Genomic DNA, 17,148 nt, shown 5'->3' on the forward strand with positions numbered 1-17,148 from the left:
AGGACCGGGATGGCATCCGCCATCCCGGCTTCCTTACAAACCAAAGCCCTCCAAATCATTACCACGAAACATGAAAACAAAACATTCAATCCTAAGTCTATCATCCATCTGTCTTCTGTTCATGATCGGCCAGGTCCTGCAGGCCCAGATCATCAGTGTGAACATCTCCTTCAATAATACCGGCAACACGGCCATTGACGGGGAAGAGACCTTCGGCGTGGCTGCCCTCGATACGGTAGTCGGTGGCTGGAACAACATTGGTTGGACCTTTGAAAACCTGCTCCTGTCTGACGGGACTGAATCGCCGGTCAACCTTGAAGTTGGGTTTTTCAACGACCGCAACTACTTCGGCCCAGGGTACATCAATACACCCCTGAATTACGGGGCGCCGCATTACGCTGCGACCAATGATGACCCGGGAACCAACCTCACTTTCAATAACCTCCGGGATGTTTTCCCTGAGGGGTATTATATCATCGCATATGTTTCCGGGTTTGCCGCCAATCCCGGGGAGGGGTTTGTCACGGACGGGCGGACCAGCTATTACTTCACCCCGCCCACCGACAACAAGACTGTCCTGACACCGGAGAACATCCTCCGGACCACGGTGACTCAAGATCCGGGATCAGGAAATTTCCCTGAGGCCCATTATGCCGTCTTCGGGAGCAAGGAAGCGCCGATCTTCTTTCCCTTCATCACAATTCGCGTCGACACGGTTGATGGCGGCGCGGTCTCCATTTGCGGCGTGCAAATCGTCTCGGCCAGCGACGTCGTCGTCAAGACCGACTGGGCCGGCTACACAATTGATCCTGACGGCTATGTCGACACAGGCGATGCCTTCATGGGATTGCTGAACTACGGGACTGATCCGGCCGGCATGATGGGCTGGCTCTACTCAGTGGATGTTGGCGAGTGGCTCTATATCCCGGAAGCCGAGGTGGTTCCTGGAACTGGTGGCTGGGCCTACATGAATGACCCATCTGAGCTCCAGCTCACTGATTGGGGACAGGGCTGGTACTTCTCGTACGCCCTGAACACATGGGTGTTTGCTCCTGGCGAAACTCTCGCTTCAAGTCCGGCATGGGTTTATGCCGTGGACATGAGCATGTAAGCGGGAACCCGCGTCATCAAATAGATCGGTTATTCCATGTCAAAGTTCCCCCTTTCGCCGCACGTCCGGCTGGTCGTGCTCATTGCCTGTACTCTCCTGAATCCCTGTTTTGCGCGGATTGTCAGTATAAACTTTGCCATTGAAGGTACCGGTAATACGGCCATTGACGGTGAGGAAAGTTTCGGTGTTCCTGCTCTTGAAACAGTTGTCGGGAACTGGAACAATCTGGATAGCTCCTTCGGTCTGAAGCGGGATAATGGCCAGAGCAGTACCGTTGGGTTGACCCTTGATTCCTCGAGCGGGTTCAATTACTTCGGGGCCAGCTACATCAACACTCCCCTGAACTACGGACTGCAGTACTATGCGGCCACACCCGAGAATCCTTCTGTCATCCTTAATAACCTGCAGCAGGAGTTTCCTGAAGGGTATTATGTGATTGTCTACCTAAGCGGTTTCAAAAGCAACACAAGCGCCTCGGTCTCCAACGGCGCAACAACCTACTATTATCAAACAGCGGATCCACTACCGGTTGATTTTGGCCCGGAGAGTATGGTTCTGGCCACCCTCACCAGCGAACCGGCAGCCGGGCAGGCGCCCGTCGCCAACTACGCTCTTTTTGGCAGCCCTGAAAACCCACTCACTGCGGACACGGCAAGCTTTTCAATGAAGCAGCTCAGTGGCGGTGGAGCAGGTCTGGGCGGGTTCCAGATTGTTTCTGTCGGTGATGTGGGAGGCGGAGGGCCCAATGAGGCGACTTGGACCAATCCTGCGGAGGGCGATTACTTCCTTGATGCGGAAGACGGGAACGATCTCAACGACGGTACTTCACCTGAAACGGCATGGCGGACTCTCGGAAAGCTGAACACGGTCGACTTCGGACCGGGTGATGTGATTCTCTTCAAGGCGGGAAGCGTCTTTACGGGCAGTTTTTTCCTCATTGGGGATGGCACTCCAGAGGAACCCATTGTCCTTGGGGCTTATGGAACGGGTCCCAAGCCGCGACTGGAGGGTGGGCCAAACGATTCCGAAGTCATTTTCCTCACGGGCAACAGCGGGGTTGAATTTCGCGATCTGGAAATTTCAAACTACCATCCAACCGGCTCAATTGCGAACCGCTTTGGCATCCGTCTCGTTGCCCCGGCAAGGACCGGTGAGATGAAGCACCTGCACTTCCATGGGCTTGATTTCACATGGATCAAGGGGAGTGGCGACGAGCATGAGTCGCGGGCAATTGATGCCGATACAACCAGCGACGATTTGGCCAAACCGTATACGCGTTGGAACGGATTCATCGTTGAGGACTGCTTCTTTTCGAACATTGACGGACGGGCGGTCCAGCTCAACGACCGTAGCGGAAGCCTCTCTGATTTTAAACTTCGCGGCCTTGAGTATTATCCGACGATTGGATTTCTCTTTCAAAACAACACCGGTATCAACATCCACCGCAATCTCTTGCAACTGGGCGGGACCAAGGACGCTTTGATCCAGCACAACTACATGAGCGGAACAATTGAGGGTAGTGCCTTCTGGCCCTTCGATGCCGAGGGAACGGTTGTCCAGTTCAACGACTTCCGCCATCTCCGGAATCCTTTGGCAGACAGCTACATATGTCACTTTGACTATAATTGTATCGATTCTCTCATGCAGTATAACTTTGGATACGATGTCGATGGTGGCCTGATTGAGATTATTGTCTTTTCCCAGTATAATTTTTTCCAGGAGAATGCCGTGGCTCGATATAATATCGGTATTGATGTCGGCTTCCGGAACAAGGAGAACGGTGCCGGGATCATGTTCTCCGGGCGGGTCACAGGCTCGAAGGTCTATAACAACACCATCGTCAACACAGATCTGCATTCCAACTACAAGGCCATCGCGGTCAACAACTGGGGTGGGGAATGGCCGAACAACAACACCGTGCAGAATAATATTTTCTACGCGGCGGGGAATCCTGTCACTTTTGACGACATGTCCTACCTTGAAGAGCGCGGCAATGTCCTGAGCCATAACCTGTACTTCGGGAACATCACCGTTCCCCAAGAGGACCTCGCCCCGCTAAATGTCGACCCGCTGATGTCCAATCCCGGTGGCTTGGATCCCGCTGATGTGAAGCTCCTTCCCAACTCACCAGCCATTGCTGCCGGGACAGTCATCGCTGCCAACGGGGGGCGTGACTTTTATGACAATCCAATCGCGGCGGACCTTGTTCCCACGATAGGTGCCCACGAATTCCAGACGGAGGGCCAGGGCCGCTTTGCCGGTTACAAGATCGGTGAGGAAGGATACATCAATACCGGGATGCGCTTCATGGGATTGCTTTGGGTCGGACCTCAATCCGTGGACGCTAACTGGATCTACAGCGTGGCCGCAAACCAATGGCTGTACATGCCGGAAGATTTTGTTTTGCCGGGTGCGGGCGCATGGTTCTTTTCCTCCAACACGGCAGCCTTCGAACCACGTGACGTCCGGGGACAGTGGTTCTATTCACAAGTCCTCGACACCTGGGTTTTTAGCTTCAGCGAAACTGCTGGCACCGGCCCTGCGTGGATCTATGCCTTGGATACAGGCTTCCAGCAGACTTTCCTGGCGCAGGCCTTTGTCGATGAGAATCGCCGTCGCCGCGAAATGAAGGCGCGTGGAGAAGTATTTTACGGGCCGGTTCAGTTCCGTCGGGAAGTGTGGATGCAGATCATGCTCAGTCAGGCCAAACGCAAGTCGCAGTTGTCATTTCCCGGAACAATAGCTTTACCTGACCCCTCTTAACCTCCCCACGATTTACCCATGATTACCTCCCTCAATCTTCAACGCCCGTTGTCTTTCCTTGGCCTCGTGCTTTTCATGCAACTGACTCCGCTTTCAGCAGCCACTTACTACCTTGATGCAGATGGCGGCAATGATCTGAACCTTGGGACCTCACCCGCTCAGGCGTGGGCCACCTTGGACGAGGTCAACAGCAGGACCTTCCTGCCCGGTGACCAGATACTTCTTCAGGCTGGGGACACCTTTAATGGGAAAATCTATCTTGACGGGGACAGTGGTTCTGCGGGCAACCCGATCATCATTGCTTCCTACGACAGTGGACCCGCACCGGTCATCAACGCCTCGGGATACTTGGCCGGTGTTCATCTCGAGGATACCGCGCATGTCGAGGTGCGTGACCTGGAAATCACAGGCGACGGGGGTGCCATGGTCGATGGCTCACCAGAGGATGATCGCTACGGGGTTTTCATGAGCCGTACGGGTACCAACGGCGTTCAGGAGATCCTAATAGACAATCTCTACATCCACCACATCTACCCCAGTATCGGGACTCCAAACGAGGGGGCCACCCCAACAACGTACACCGGATTTGGCATTGCCATAAGCGGTGGTGACGCATCCGTTTCCGGAAATATCGTTGTCAGCAACTGCGCCATTGAAAATGTTGGTCACAAGGCAATCCAGATGCGGGATATCCGGTTTGTCGAAATTCTCGACAATGTCATGACCGATATTGGAGGACCGGCCATTCAGCCCAGTCGGGTCGACGATCTGGTTGTGCGCGGCAATGTCGTGGATGGCTCAGGCGTGTTTATTGATTCGCGCATGCATGGCCGCGGGAGCGGCATCTGGCCGTTCGCCAGCGACCGGGTACTGATTGAGAAGAACACCTTCAAGGGAGCGCGCGGTCGGGCGGATTCATGCGGGATGCACATCGACTTCAATTGCAACGACGTTGTTGTGCAGTACAACCTCAGCATCGACAACGCTGGAGGCTTCATCGAGATCCTTGGCAACAACAACAATTGTTCCTACCGCTACAATATCAGCATTAATGATGGCTGGCGGGTGAAGGGCGCTCTCGACCAAGGCACAATTGCCAATCATCAGGACGGTAATATTATCTGGACGAGCGGCTATGTCGGTTCGGGGAATCCCCTGAACGGCCCGTTTAACAGCTACCTCTACAACAACACGATTTACGTGGATGGTTCCATTACGGGGAAGTTTAATATCAATGATTCCACCGACGGATTACTGATAGCCAACAACATCTTTTATGTCCTCGGACCAACAGCTGATGTCACGGGAGATAACGCGGACGACTATACGCAGGCAATGGCTGATCGCGTTGTCTGGATGAACAACCTTTACCAGCGGACGAACATCGTCCCCACTTTCAATCTCGACTTGTTCACTGAGACAGCTCCCTTAATCGGGAATCCTTTGTTTGCCAATACCGGCGGACTTACCGCCGCTGACTACATTCCCTCATCAACCTCCCTCGTCGAGGATCAGGGGATCCTCATCACGCCAATCACAGGTGATCCCGTCGGCCTGGCAATTGGTCTTGATGTAGCCACTGATTATTTTGGAAATCCCGTGGTCGGCTTACCCGACATGGGGGCAATCGAGATTGGGGGCACACCGTTTCCTCTCCCGCCGGCGGCTTTTGACAGTGTCCCGACGGCACTGGATTCATATTCTGTCCAGATGACCTCCATTGAGGGTCCGTTCAACACGGAATACTATTTCACCGAGACAAGTGGCAACTTGGGCGGAGATGATTCCGGCTGGCAGTCCTCACCTGTTTACACGGATACCGGCCTCCTGCCCAATACCGCTTATGCCTACACTGTCACGATGCGGGATGCCCTCGATGTGGCCGGCACAGCAAGCGCTGTGGGATTTGTCCTGACCCTGGAGAGTAGTCCGTATGGGGAATCCCCTGTTGTCCTGTCGGAAGATTTCTCGACCAATCCCAACCCGGCAAATACCGCTGCCCCTTATCCCTCGGAAACCTGGCACCAGTCGGATATGTCGAACTGGAGAAGCGAAGACAACGGCCAGACCTTGTCCGTCAATTCATCCAACGGCGGTTTGCGCACGGGATTCGGGTATGACGAGATTGTCACGCGTTGGTTTTCTACCCGCACATGGGACACATCAAAGGACTATCGCTTTAGCGGGGACTGGGAAATTGCAGCGGTCCTTGATGTGCATGTCGGCCTGATTGTCGGGATAGGGGAGTTTGATCCTGTATCAGGTGACTTGATACAGCGTATCAAGGAAGTCACTATCGGTGATCTAACTTCTCCTGCCGCAGGCCAGACAGGATCGTTCATCCTCGACCTGTCCTCAGCTGAGCTTGTCTCAGCCGGGGTTAGCGAGACCAGCCTGGTCGGTGTATTCTTCCATCACGACGATGATGGAACGCTCTTCAATGAGGGGCCTTCGCTTCGGAATGATGTCTACGTGGTGGATGACTTGTTACTTGTCGTGCTAGGCGTTCTTGAAGATTTAGACGGCGACGGGATTGCCGATGTGGACGAACCGGGCCTTGGCCTCAACCCCGGGAATACCGGCGATGGCGCTGAAGATCTGGATGGAGACGGTAGAAGCAATTTTTCAGAATACCTGACCGGTAACATCCTGAATGATGGCAGTGATTTCTTTTCGCCGGATTTTTCCATCAATGCGGGAGTCCCCGAATTGCGTATTCCGGGATCAAATGTTTTGGACGGGCGGCTATACATTCTTGAGCACGCCACGAATCTTGGGGCTTCGAACCCCTGGACCGCGGTTGATGCTGTCCTTGGATCCAGCGCTAACCCGGGAACGGATATTGTTTTTCAGCACCCCCTTGTCGGGAATCGTTCATTCTTCCGGGTGCGCGTCCAATGGGAGTGAATTTTCATCACCTTCTAATCCTATCCAATCCACAACCAGGGAAAATGGGCCGGGATTCCCATCAGCCAGCAAGAAGGCGATTTGCCGGATGGAGGAGAGATCCAGGGGTGGACCATTAAGAAAATTGCCCCGGAAGCTGGGAACAAATGAGGAAAACGGGATTGATATTTCTGTCCACTCATCTGCCTCAGTTGGAAAAGTGGCACGGTAGGCAATTCGGGAACCGCGGAAACGGGCATCTGTTGCGATACGGAATTGAAAGTCGCGCCCGTCCCCTTTGACGCGAAGCCGTACACCTGTGTACTTGGTCAGGTCGGACTGCTCAATTCGTGAGTAAATCTGTGCAAATCCCCCATTGTTTTCGAGGGAAAGCTCACCGGAAAATTGGAGATGCCCCTCTTTGATTTCGCCCCAGCCACTCGAGACGCCTCCCATGACACCATCATTCTGGGCGAACCATGCGGGTTCCCCGGATGGCTTGTCAAAATCACGAAGGATTTTCATGGGTGAGCTGGAAGCGGCATTCATGGACAGGCAAAGGAAGGAAGTGCTGATGGTGATAGCTTGGATGAGGGACTTGTATAACATTGTATAAATTGGCACATCCGGTGAGCTGACGCAAACGCTAGCGAGTTTTCCCGACCTCCTCGGTGGAAAAGGGACAAGTCGCCATACATTTTGGTACAAAATTCAGAAGACAATCGCTTGCGGGGTGGTATAATGATGCTTGTGACCGCTTGTCCCTCTTTTATTGTGAACATCAAGAATTTGAAAACATTTCTGCAAGTAACCATGGGTTTCCTGTTTCTGGCGGGTCCCTTAGACGCGGGGAAAGATGCCGTATCCACGGTTTGTTCCAGCCTTTCAGTGGCGGGCCAATCCTACTATATTGATTCCCGGAAAGGCAGCGATGCCAACAGCGGCACCGCTCCGCATGAAGCATGGGCGACACTCTCCAAGGTCAACTCAATGGGGTTTCAACCAGGTGACCGTATTCTATTTCGCTCCGGATCGGAATGGAATGGACGTCTCGTCCCGAAAGGCAGCGGAACGGCGGAAGAGCCAATTGTCATCGACCGCTATGGTGAGGGGAAACTGCCCGCAATTCATGGGCTGGGTAAGTGGGAGTCTGCTGTCCTGCTGGAAAATATCGAGTACTGGGAAGTCAGGAACCTGGAAATTACCAACAAGGGACCAAGGCGCAAACCAGGCCGTCGGGGTCTGGTCGTCAGGGCTTTGAATATGGGGGATTGCCGGGGGATTCACCTGAAGGGACTGGTTATCCGCGATGTGAACGGCAGCTTGGTCAAAAGAGACGGCGCGGGCAGCGCTATCCTCATCCACAATGGGGGAAAGCAGGTGCCGACCCGTTTCATTGATCTACTGATCGAGGATTGCCACCTGTATCGCTGCGAACGCAACGGGATCAATTTTCGCGGGAACTCCCGCAGGAGCGAATGGCATCCGAGTTTGAAGGTGGTTATCCGCAATAACCTCCTTGAACAAATTCCCGGAGACGGGATTGTGCCGATCGGATGTGATGGAGCCTTGGTGGAGTATAATGTCATGCGGGATTGCCCCGATACACTCCCGTTTGGGGATGCCGCTGCGGGCATCTGGCCATGGAGCTCGGACAACACCCTCATCCAGTTCAACGAGGTCAGTGATCACAACGCGAAGTGGGACGGACAGGGATTTGATGCCGACTACAATTGTATCGGAACGGTCATTCAGTACAACTACTCCCACGATAATGCGGGTGGATTCCTGCTCATCTGCAACAAGGGTGATAGCCTTGGTGGGGATATCAACGTCGGTACGGAGGATACGGTGGTCCGGTACAACCTGAGCATCAATGATGGTATTCGTGAATATCCGACCAAGCGCCAGGGCTGGTTTTCACCGGCCATCCATATCTCGGGACCCTGCAAAAATACCCGCATCCACAACAATTTGATCATCATTCCGGAAAAGCGCATGCCTGAGATTGATTCCACAGTTGTTCATTTCCATAACTGGGGCGGGTCATGGCCGGTGGATACGCACTTCGAAAAGAACATCTTCATCTCCCCAAATTCACGCGGGTTCCAATCGGGCGGGGATAAGCGCACGGTGTATTCGCAAAATTGCTACATTGGGAATTTTGACTCGTTGCCTGACGATCCCACGGGTGTTCTGGACGCCTCCTCAGCACCCGGGGAAACGGCATGGGGAGATGACTTTCAGGTGTTGAAAGCGTTTCTCCAGACGAAGCAGTTGCCGAAATTGGATGAATCCATCCCAGTCCCGCCACTCTTCAGGGAGCTGTTCGGGGAATAGGAGCGGAGGCTTTTCTGGAATCCGCCGTTATGGAGTGAGCCTTATCCCGAAGGAGGTCGCATTAGACCTACATGAATCAAGAGGCTTGCTGTGCCGCAGCGGCTTTCATGCGGTTCTGCTTCTTCATGACAAGGAACATGGAAATGCCGCCGATTACACCGAATCCAGCCATGATGGCATACCAGAATGTCCAGCCGTATTGATCCTTGGTGGCATCCAAGACGCGACCAGTTATGATCAGCGAAAGAGCACCACCGTAATACTGGAAGGAGTCAATCACGCCCGCTGCAAACCCCGCCATTTTCTTGCCGCCGATATCCATGGGGGCCGCCGCACCGACAATCGAGTGGGTCGAGTTCGCGGTCAGGGCGATCAGGATTAGAATGACACAGCCTGCGATGATTCCGCCGGTTGTTGGTCCAACCAGGCCCTTCAGGAGAATTATGGCTGCCGCACCGATGACAACAGCTTCCAGGAAATACAGGAACATGGCCACAGGGGAGCGGAATCCCTTGAAGAATTTATCGGAAACCCAGCCCGAGGCCAATGACCCGAACACGGCCATGATCGGCATCAGGGCGAGTGTTGCCACGACAATTAGCGGCACATTTGTTTTCATGTCCATACCAAGCTGTTCCTGGAAGTACAGGACAGCCAGATGGTCGGAGCTTGATCGAACCGCACCAGTACAGGCGTAGGCGACTGCATAGAACCAGACGAGCGGGTGAGTAAAAATAGTTTTAAAGGATTCTGCGAGCGATGTCGTTGTACCTGCTGAATTATCGATTTCATCTTCAATGACGCCGGGATAGCCCGCTTCCTCCGGGGATTGCTTGGCGACAAGGGACATGAAGATGACCGCACACGCTGTGAAAATCGGCGGAAGGAGAAAGAGGGCGCGCCAGTTGCCTTCGGCAAAAACAATGAATCCCAGCGAGACACCATTTAAAATGGCCGGACCCAGCTTTGAAATAGAGACCTGCCCCAGCTGGATCATGAATCCAAAAATCCCGGCAAATGTTCCGCGTTCAGTCCGGTGGAACCAGGCTGCATTGACTTTGACCATGCCAGGTGCACCGAATGACTGGAACCATCCGTTGAGCAACCAGATCAGCGAGATGGCAAGGAAGGCAGGATCCAAGCCGCTAAACAGTCCGATTTTTAAGAGGACGTTGCCAATACCGGTAATGGAGGCCAGTCCAAATGTGAGGCTGATGAGGATGGTTCCAACCGCGCCGATTTGCATCGATCGTTTGCCGCCGATACGATCGCACAGCAGGCCGTTGACCAGTTGGCCGGTACCATAAGTGAGCGACCAGATAGCCATGAGATCCGCAATCTGGGTAATTGAAAACCCGAATTCCTCCTGCATGCCCGGTGTGGCAAAGCGGAAATTGTAGCGACACATGTAATATGTCGCATACATGAGGCCGAGTGAAAACCAGTTTATCCCGCGTCTTGCACGGAAACCCTTGGGATGATGCGCTACAAATACATGTTTCTTTTCTGATGCCATTGATTACCCGGTATTTAGATTGAATCGGTGACACTAACACATCTCGTACATTCTACAAGGCAGATAAATTGGAGGAATGAATTCACCGGCTTCCTTTTTTTGCTCTATAAAGCCTACGACTTTTTGAGGAAAGTTGATGACAACTTGGGGCAAGTAAAAGGCCATCCGATCCTTAGATCGAATGGCCTTCGTGAAATTAATGATACAATTTTCAAAAGTCTTCAAAGTCGCCAGACTTTTAAGTTGATGACTGGCAAGTGGTAGGCGGTCGGGGACTCGACTGATTCAAGGGGCGTATCTTCTTGAGGTCCCTAACCATCTTTCGTCATGGACTAGGACTACAAGAGTGAGGCTATATTTGTGCTCAGTGGCACTGCTTCAATTCCATCAGCAAGGGAATGTCGGCGCTCCCCCGGGTAAACGACGTAGAGCTGTTTGAGCTGCAGGTCTTTTTTGGCAATGCTCATGGATCGGCTCCGCCTCGGGGCATCCTTGCGTTTGATTTCAAAACCGACGTGATGTTGAGGCAGATAAAGATCCAGCTCGGATCCATTGTGAACGGCATAGAAGTAGGCGTCTTCGCCCGGAAGTTGTCTTAGGATCTGCTCCAGCGCGAAACCCTCCCAGGAAGCACCCAGTTTAGGGCAGGCAACTAATTCCTCGTGATTTCGGATTCCCTGCAAAGTATGAAACAATCCGCTATCGCAAAGATAGACTTTTGGCGATTTTACCAATCGCTTGCCTACATTGACGAACCACGGTTCCAAACGACGGACCATGTAGGTTTGCTCGAGGGCATTAAGATAATTGTGCGCGGTTTGTGGACTGACACCCAGTGCAGAGGCTATCTCACTGCCATTGAAAATTTGCCCGTGGTAGTGTGACAACATGCGCCAAAAGCGCCCGATGGCCGTCGGTGAAATACGAAATCCGAGTTGGGCGATGTCACGCTCGACAAATGTGCGGATGAATTGGCGTCGCCATTCGTAGCTGTCACCTTCTTCATCCGCCAGAAACGAACGCGGTAAGCCTCCGCGCAACCAAAGCCGGTGTTGCTCATTTGTGGAAACTTCCGCCAGGTCGAAGCCTGCCATCTCAATGATCTCGATCCGCCCCGCAAGGGATTCGGCGGATTGACGCGATAGCTCCGGAGATGCGCTTCCAAGTATCAGGAACCGGGCTTTGCTTGACTTCCGGTCAGCCAGTACGCGCAGCACCGGAAAGAGTTCGGGACGACGCTGCGCTTCATCGATCACAATTAGTCCTTCCAGGGGGGAAAGGGTCGCCATCGGATCTTCCATCGCCTCCGCTACGAAGGGATCCTCCATATCGAAATAGCCGGATTCTCCTTCCTCCAGGAATTCACGGGCAATCGTGGTCTTCCCGCATTGACGGGGGCCGATTAATGCCACAACAGGATTACGCGCCAGTGCCCGTTTAATGCGTTTTCTATACTGTGGGCGTGGTACCATAACGTGAAATATTCCAAATAAATTTGAAAATTTCAAGTTTAAAAGGTCAATCCGCGTTCAAATGATGCCTCTCAGGACAAGATTGGCCTGAATCGCGTGCCATCGACACCCCGGATGGGAACGATCCATTTGTGCGTCAATTGATGGAACAGGAAAACGCCATGCTGAATCCTGATGAGTGGGGAGTCTATCTGGCTCCCATCATCCAGTCTCAGCTGAATCCACCACAGGATCCCGATGCAATGACGGATCAGGAAATCCAGTGTTATCTTCCACGGATTGTCCACATATTGGCTGAACATCATGTTTGCCTGACGAATTCAAATCACTTGGATGACCGCCAGTTGTATCAGCATATTCTGGATGAAGTCATTCAGAAGCCGGTTGGTGTCGGACCAAATCCGGTTGGAGACCCTGGAAGAGTCCTTCCGTGATGAACCCTTGCCGGTGTACAAGGACGCGTGATGTTGCGATTCTCCTTTTTGAATGGCTGTGCCATGAGCAAGCGAAGCGCGTCGATTGGTAGGCGGTCGGGGACTCGAACCCCGGACCAAGAGATTAAAAGTCTCCTGCTCTACCAACTGAGCTAACCGCCCGAAAAAAACTCACCTTGAACAGCCTCAGACCAGTTGTCGAGGGGAACCCCGGACCAACCCCGACAAGTCGGGGCTGCTCTACCAACTGAGCTAACCGCCCGCATTGAGAAAGGGAAAAGGCAATTGTTGGAGGTGGGGAAGGCAAGAAAAAAGAGGGTGGTTTGCATCCAAATAGGGAATTGGGACGTATAAGGGGTATGGAGACTTCAGTTTGCGCCCTGGGGAGGGTCGAGCCCATGGATCCTGACCAGCGGATTGCCGCTGAGGTGATCAACGGGAATCATCAGGCCTACAACCAGCTTATTGAGCGATATTGGGGCCGGATATTTGCCCGGGTTTACAACCTGCTTGGGAATCGCGAAGATGCTGAGGAAGTGACTCAGGATGCCTTTTCGCGGGCCTTGGAGAACCTTCCCAATTTCCGATGGGAGGCGAGTTTTTCGACTTGGCTGTACCAGATCGCCAGCAACCTTGCCCGGAACCGCTACTGGTACTGGAAGCGGCGTGGCCGGGGCAGCGATGTCCATATGGAGGCCCCTCTCAACGAGGAGGGCTTGACCCTGCAGGATCTGATTCCCGACACCTCCGCTGATCCAGCTGACCGGATGCGCTGGCAGGAGTTTCACGGGGCTGTGAACGCGCAGCTGGATAGCCTGCCCGACAGGCATCGGGAGATCATGGAGTTGCGGCTCCTGGACGAACTGAGTTATGAGGAGATTAGTAAACTCCTGGAAGTCCCAGTTGGCACGGTGAAAAGCCGTATTGCCCGGGCTCGGTTTTATCTGACAAAAGGCTTGGGCATCAAGAAGGGCGAAAACGTGCAGGCCTATGCTCACGAGCTGGCCCGCGGGCGTCAGTGAGCTGACTGCATTTCATTGCGTCAGGCTGGTCAATTTCACCACGGATTACCCTCTTTCGCTACGCTTCGGCGGGCACCGTTTGGATTTAGAGGATCAGGGAAGTCGCTCTACATCCGTGAGATCCGTGGTTACTTTAAATGCCTCCCTTAGCCCGTCTTCAGGGCCATTTTGATGAGCGCGTCGGTCGTGGCCTCGCTGCCAAGTGCCTGGCTCGCTTTGCGGACAGCCTGATCGGCTGCGTCCATCTTGTACCCGAGGGTCATCAGGGCCTGGATGGCGTCAGAGAAGGCGGCGGCTTGGTTGCTTCCGTCTGCTTCCGGGCTAACCGGTGATCCGGATGAAGGGGTGACGGTTACAGCTTTGCCGGATCCCGGACCCAGCTTATCCTTCAACTCGATGCAGACTCGCTCAGCCGTCTTTTTGCCGATGCCCGGGCACTTCGCGAGGAGGGCTGCATCACCCCGAGAAATGGCGTCCTGAAGCATCTGAAAGGAGAGACGGCTCATCAGATTGAGGGCAATCTTGGGACCGATTCCGCTGACCTTACTGGTGACCAGATGGAAAAAGTCGCGCTCTTCCCGTGTGGCAAATCCGTAGAGGGCCTGACTGTCCTCCCGGTAGACCGGATGGATCTGGAGGCGAACCGATTTTCCGATTCCGGGAATCTTTTCCGATGTCGTAACGGGAACGTCAATGCGGTACCCGATTCCCTGACAGTTCAGGATTACCTGCAGCGGTGTGGCGCTTTCAACAACTCCTTCAATAAAACTGATCATGCCTTCAACGCTCCGGGTTGGGTGAGTCCAAGAACATCCCGCATTGAATAGAGTCCCGGTTTCTGGCTGGCAACCCAATGGGCTGCACGGTAGGCACCCGTGGCGAATATGCGCCGGTCGCTGGCCCGGTGGGTCAGCTCGATCCGGTCGTGATCACCGAATAAAAAGACCGTGTGTTCACCAACCACTTCGCCGCCACGAAGGGCGTGCAGGCCAATTTCACCATCAGGACGGGCACCTGTTTCGCCGTCGCGACCACTGCAGCGAATTGCGCTGGAGAAGTCCGGAGTGGCCTCAATCGCCTCCGCCAGGTTCAACGCGGTTCCGCTTGGGGCATCCTTCTTGTGCTTGTGATGGACCTCCATTATTTCCGGCTGGTAGCGATCGCCCAATACACGCGCGGAAAGTTCCGTGAGGTGGAAGAGCAGATTGACCCCGACGGAATAGTTCCCCGCCCAGACGACCGGGATGGACTTTGTTGCCTCGAGGATTTGTTCACGCTCCTCGTCCGTGTGACCGGTTGTACCGATAACAAGCGGGATGTCCTGCGTCGCACATATTCCGGCAAGCTCCGCAGTGGCGGAATGAAAGCTGAAATCAATTGCGACCTGACAGTTGTCAATCCCTTCACCAAGAGCATCACCGGCATCCCTTTGGGCTCCCACACGGGCATTTTCCGATTCAGCAATGGATAACAAAGTTTGTCCCATGCGGCCTTTGTATCCGCAAATCAATACAGTTAATGGAGTGCTCATGCGCTGATATAGTTGAGGGCTAGAAGATGATCCCGGATGATTCCGCGGCTTGCTTCCGGCATGCGGACGAGCGGCAACCGCATGGCGGGGGAAGGGATTCGTCCCGCTTGAAAGAGGACTTCCTTGATCGTGACAGGATTCCCTTCAAGGAAAACGAGCTCGGTGAGCAGCAATTCCCAGTCCTTGGCGAGGGCCTTGGCCTTTCCAGTATCCCCGGCAAGGCAGGCTTCCGTCAATTGGCTGATCACCTCGGGTGAAATATTGGAAGCCACGCTGATGACGCCTTCTGCGCCCGCTTCGATAAAGGGAATGATCAATCCGTCATCACCGCTGAGGACGGTGACTTCCGGGCAGGCCGCCTTCAAGGCGCGCACCTTCTCGACCTGTCCGCCGGCCTCCTTGATGGCACAGATATTCGGGCAGGCCTTTGACAGGCGGGACACCGTCTCCACCTCAATCTCAATTCCACACCGTCCCGGAATGGAATACAGGATGATCGGCTTCCTTGTGGAATCGGCGATTGCCTTGAAGTGTTGGAATAGTCCCTCCTGGCTCGGCTTGTTGTAGTAGGGGGCGACCTGCAGAAACGCATCAGCGCCGAGCCGATCGGCTTCGCCCGTCAAGTAAAGGGCCTCCGTTGTGCTGTTGGCGCCCGTTCCGGCGATTACAGGGATACGCCCGGCGGCCGCTTTCACGACTGCTCCGATGACCTCAAGGTGCTCCGCATTGTCCAGGGTGGGGGACTCGCCGGTTGTCCCAGTCGGGACAATCCCTTGCGCGCCGCCGGACACCTGCGCTTCCACTAGGGCACTGAGAGAATTCCAGTCGATGGAGCCATCTTCCTTCATCGGAGTGACCAAGGCGGTGTAGACGCCACGAAATGATTGCGTTTCTGACATATTTAGGGTTTTATAAATTGAAATTGCCACCGTAGGTGGGGCCGTTCTATATTTCAAATGCTAATTTGCCATGTCAGACACACTGGAACTATTTAACAACCTGCTACAGCTCGCCGTTGATAATGGAGCGAGTGATGTGCATATCAAAACGAACAAGCCAGCCCTGCTGCGCATCAACGGCCATTTGGAGCCGGTGGATATGGATCCCCTCGCGGTGAACCAGATCCTCGCCTTTATTGAGGACTCCTGTCCGCCGCAATTTGTTGAGCGCTGGGGCACCGACAACCAGGTCGATTACAGCTACCGTCTTGTCGACGTCGGCCGATTCCGTGTCAACGCGTTTTACCAGCGTGGAACGCCCAGCATCGTCTTCCGCTACGTGAAGGACAAGCCACCGACATTCGAGCAACTGAATCTTGATGAAAAACTCTTTGTAGACCTGTGTCAGCAGCCCGATGGAATCATGTTGATTTGCGGTCCGACCGGTTGCGGCAAAAGCTCCTCCCTCGCTGCCATGTTGAACTGGATCAACAACAACATGGACAAGCATATTGTCACTTTGGAGGACCCGATTGAGTTCACCTATTCCGATATCAAGTCCAGTTTTGACCAGCGCGAGGTGGGGATTGACACACCTTCCTTCGAGCAGGGAATGAAGACTGTTCTGCGTCAGGATCCAGATATGATCCTCATCGGGGAAATGCGGGACTGCGACACTTTCAACACGGCCCTTACAGCTGCTGAGACGGGTCACTATGTCTTTGGTACCTTGCACAGCAGCAGTGCCCAACAATCCATTCAACGGCTTTTTGAGTATTATCCGCCAACACAGCATGCCGGCCTGCGGCGTCAGGTGGCGGGCTCTGTCAGGGCTACCATCACGCAGCGCCTTGTGCCTGCACTCGATGGAAATGGACGTCTTCCCATTCTTGAATGCCTGATTCTTGATTCCCTCGCCCGGACTGTTATTGAAGAAGGGAAATTCGAGAAGATTCCGGCCGTTGTCGAGGCGGGTAAGGATACGGGGAGCCGGTCCTTCAATCAGGATTTGTTCCGCTTGATCAAAGACGGCAAGATCAGCCGCAACACGGGTCTGAGAGTCTCTCCAAATCCAAAGGCGCTTGAGATGAACCTGAAGGGGATTTTCCTCTCTGAAGGCGGAATTGTCGAGTAG

13 protein-coding genes and 1 tRNA gene are annotated in these 17,148 nt (G+C 53.9%); 7 read left to right on the top strand and 7 right to left on the bottom strand.

Going from position 1 to position 17,148, the window contains the following annotated elements; genetic code table 11:
- Positions 1-70: 70 nt before the first annotated feature.
- The 3 genes from G0Q06_RS04335 to G0Q06_RS04345 are packed head-to-tail and all read left to right on the top strand — an operon-like array spanning position 71 to position 6,781.
- Positions 71-1,111, top strand: coding sequence for a hypothetical protein (locus G0Q06_RS04335; RefSeq protein WP_163962812.1), 1,041 nt, complete (start codon positions 71-73; stop codon positions 1,109-1,111).
- A 36-nt stretch (positions 1,112-1,147) separates the two neighbouring features.
- The gene (locus G0Q06_RS04340) at positions 1,148-3,874 is read left to right on the top strand and encodes a right-handed parallel beta-helix repeat-containing protein (protein WP_163962814.1); all 2,727 of its coding nucleotides are present in this window, start codon (positions 1,148-1,150) and stop codon (positions 3,872-3,874) included.
- Positions 3,875-3,892: 18 nt separating this feature from the next.
- On the top strand, positions 3,893-6,781 hold the full coding sequence (locus G0Q06_RS04345) for a right-handed parallel beta-helix repeat-containing protein (RefSeq protein WP_163962816.1): 2,889 nt from the start codon (positions 3,893-3,895) through the stop codon (positions 6,779-6,781).
- Here the strand turns inward: G0Q06_RS04345 and G0Q06_RS04350 are convergent.
- Positions 6,749-7,369, bottom strand: coding sequence for a CIA30 family protein (locus tag G0Q06_RS04350; protein WP_163962817.1), 621 nt, complete (start codon positions 7,367-7,369; stop codon positions 6,749-6,751). The genes G0Q06_RS04345 and G0Q06_RS04350 overlap by 33 nt on opposite strands.
- Before the next feature lie 204 nt (positions 7,370-7,573).
- Here G0Q06_RS04350 and G0Q06_RS04355 point away from each other — a divergent pair, with 204 nt between their 5' ends.
- A complete protein-coding gene (locus G0Q06_RS04355) occupies positions 7,574-9,100 on the top strand; it encodes a right-handed parallel beta-helix repeat-containing protein (protein ID WP_163962819.1) in 1,527 nt (508 codons plus the stop codon).
- 76 nt (positions 9,101-9,176) lie between these two features.
- Here the strand turns inward: G0Q06_RS04355 and G0Q06_RS04360 are convergent, their stop codons facing one another.
- Positions 9,177-10,616 (bottom strand): MFS transporter, encoded by a 1,440-nt coding sequence (locus tag G0Q06_RS04360; RefSeq protein ID WP_163962821.1) that lies wholly within the window; start codon positions 10,614-10,616, stop codon positions 9,177-9,179.
- 338 nt (positions 10,617-10,954) lie between these two features.
- A complete protein-coding gene (locus tag G0Q06_RS04365; RefSeq protein WP_163962823.1) occupies positions 10,955-12,088 on the bottom strand; it encodes an ATP-binding protein in 1,134 nt (377 codons plus the stop codon).
- A gap of 143 nt (positions 12,089-12,231) precedes the next feature.
- Here G0Q06_RS04365 and G0Q06_RS04370 point away from each other — a divergent pair, with 143 nt between their 5' ends.
- The gene (locus tag G0Q06_RS04370; RefSeq protein WP_163962825.1) at positions 12,232-12,522 is read left to right on the top strand and encodes a hypothetical protein; all 291 of its coding nucleotides are present in this window, start codon (positions 12,232-12,234) and stop codon (positions 12,520-12,522) included.
- Positions 12,523-12,608: 86 nt separating this feature from the next.
- On the opposite strand, the gene G0Q06_RS04375 is transcribed toward G0Q06_RS04370, so the two are convergent.
- A tRNA-Lys gene (locus G0Q06_RS04375) sits at positions 12,609-12,684 on the bottom strand.
- A 197-nt stretch (positions 12,685-12,881) separates the two neighbouring features.
- On the opposite strand from G0Q06_RS04375, the gene G0Q06_RS04380 reads away from it, so the two are divergent.
- Complete coding sequence (locus tag G0Q06_RS04380) at positions 12,882-13,544, top strand: RNA polymerase sigma factor (RefSeq protein ID WP_238710259.1); 663 nt, start codon at positions 12,882-12,884, stop codon at positions 13,542-13,544.
- Positions 13,545-13,690: 146 nt separating this feature from the next.
- On the opposite strand, the gene ruvA is transcribed toward G0Q06_RS04380, so the two are convergent.
- The 3 genes from ruvA to dapA are packed head-to-tail and all read right to left on the bottom strand — an operon-like array spanning position 13,691 to position 15,974.
- Positions 13,691-14,320: a Holliday junction branch migration protein RuvA gene (gene ruvA / locus G0Q06_RS04385; RefSeq protein WP_163962827.1), complete on the bottom strand. Its 630-nt coding sequence runs from the start codon at positions 14,318-14,320 to the stop codon at positions 13,691-13,693.
- The gene (gene dapB, locus G0Q06_RS04390) at positions 14,317-15,075 is read right to left on the bottom strand and encodes a 4-hydroxy-tetrahydrodipicolinate reductase (RefSeq protein WP_163962829.1); all 759 of its coding nucleotides are present in this window, start codon (positions 15,073-15,075) and stop codon (positions 14,317-14,319) included. Before dapB ends, ruvA begins: the two co-directional genes overlap by 4 nt.
- Complete coding sequence (dapA, locus tag G0Q06_RS04395) at positions 15,072-15,974, bottom strand: 4-hydroxy-tetrahydrodipicolinate synthase (protein WP_163962830.1); 903 nt, start codon at positions 15,972-15,974, stop codon at positions 15,072-15,074. The genes dapB and dapA overlap by 4 nt, the downstream gene beginning before the upstream one ends.
- Positions 15,975-16,044: 70 nt before the next feature.
- Here dapA and G0Q06_RS04400 point away from each other — a divergent pair, with 70 nt between their 5' ends.
- Entirely contained in the window at positions 16,045-17,148 is a 1,104-nt protein-coding gene (locus G0Q06_RS04400) for a type IV pilus twitching motility protein PilT (RefSeq protein WP_163962832.1), read from the top strand.

The organism is Oceanipulchritudo coccoides (assembly GCF_010500615.1).
Classification (GTDB): domain Bacteria; phylum Verrucomicrobiota; class Verrucomicrobiia; order Opitutales; family Oceanipulchritudinaceae; genus Oceanipulchritudo; species Oceanipulchritudo coccoides.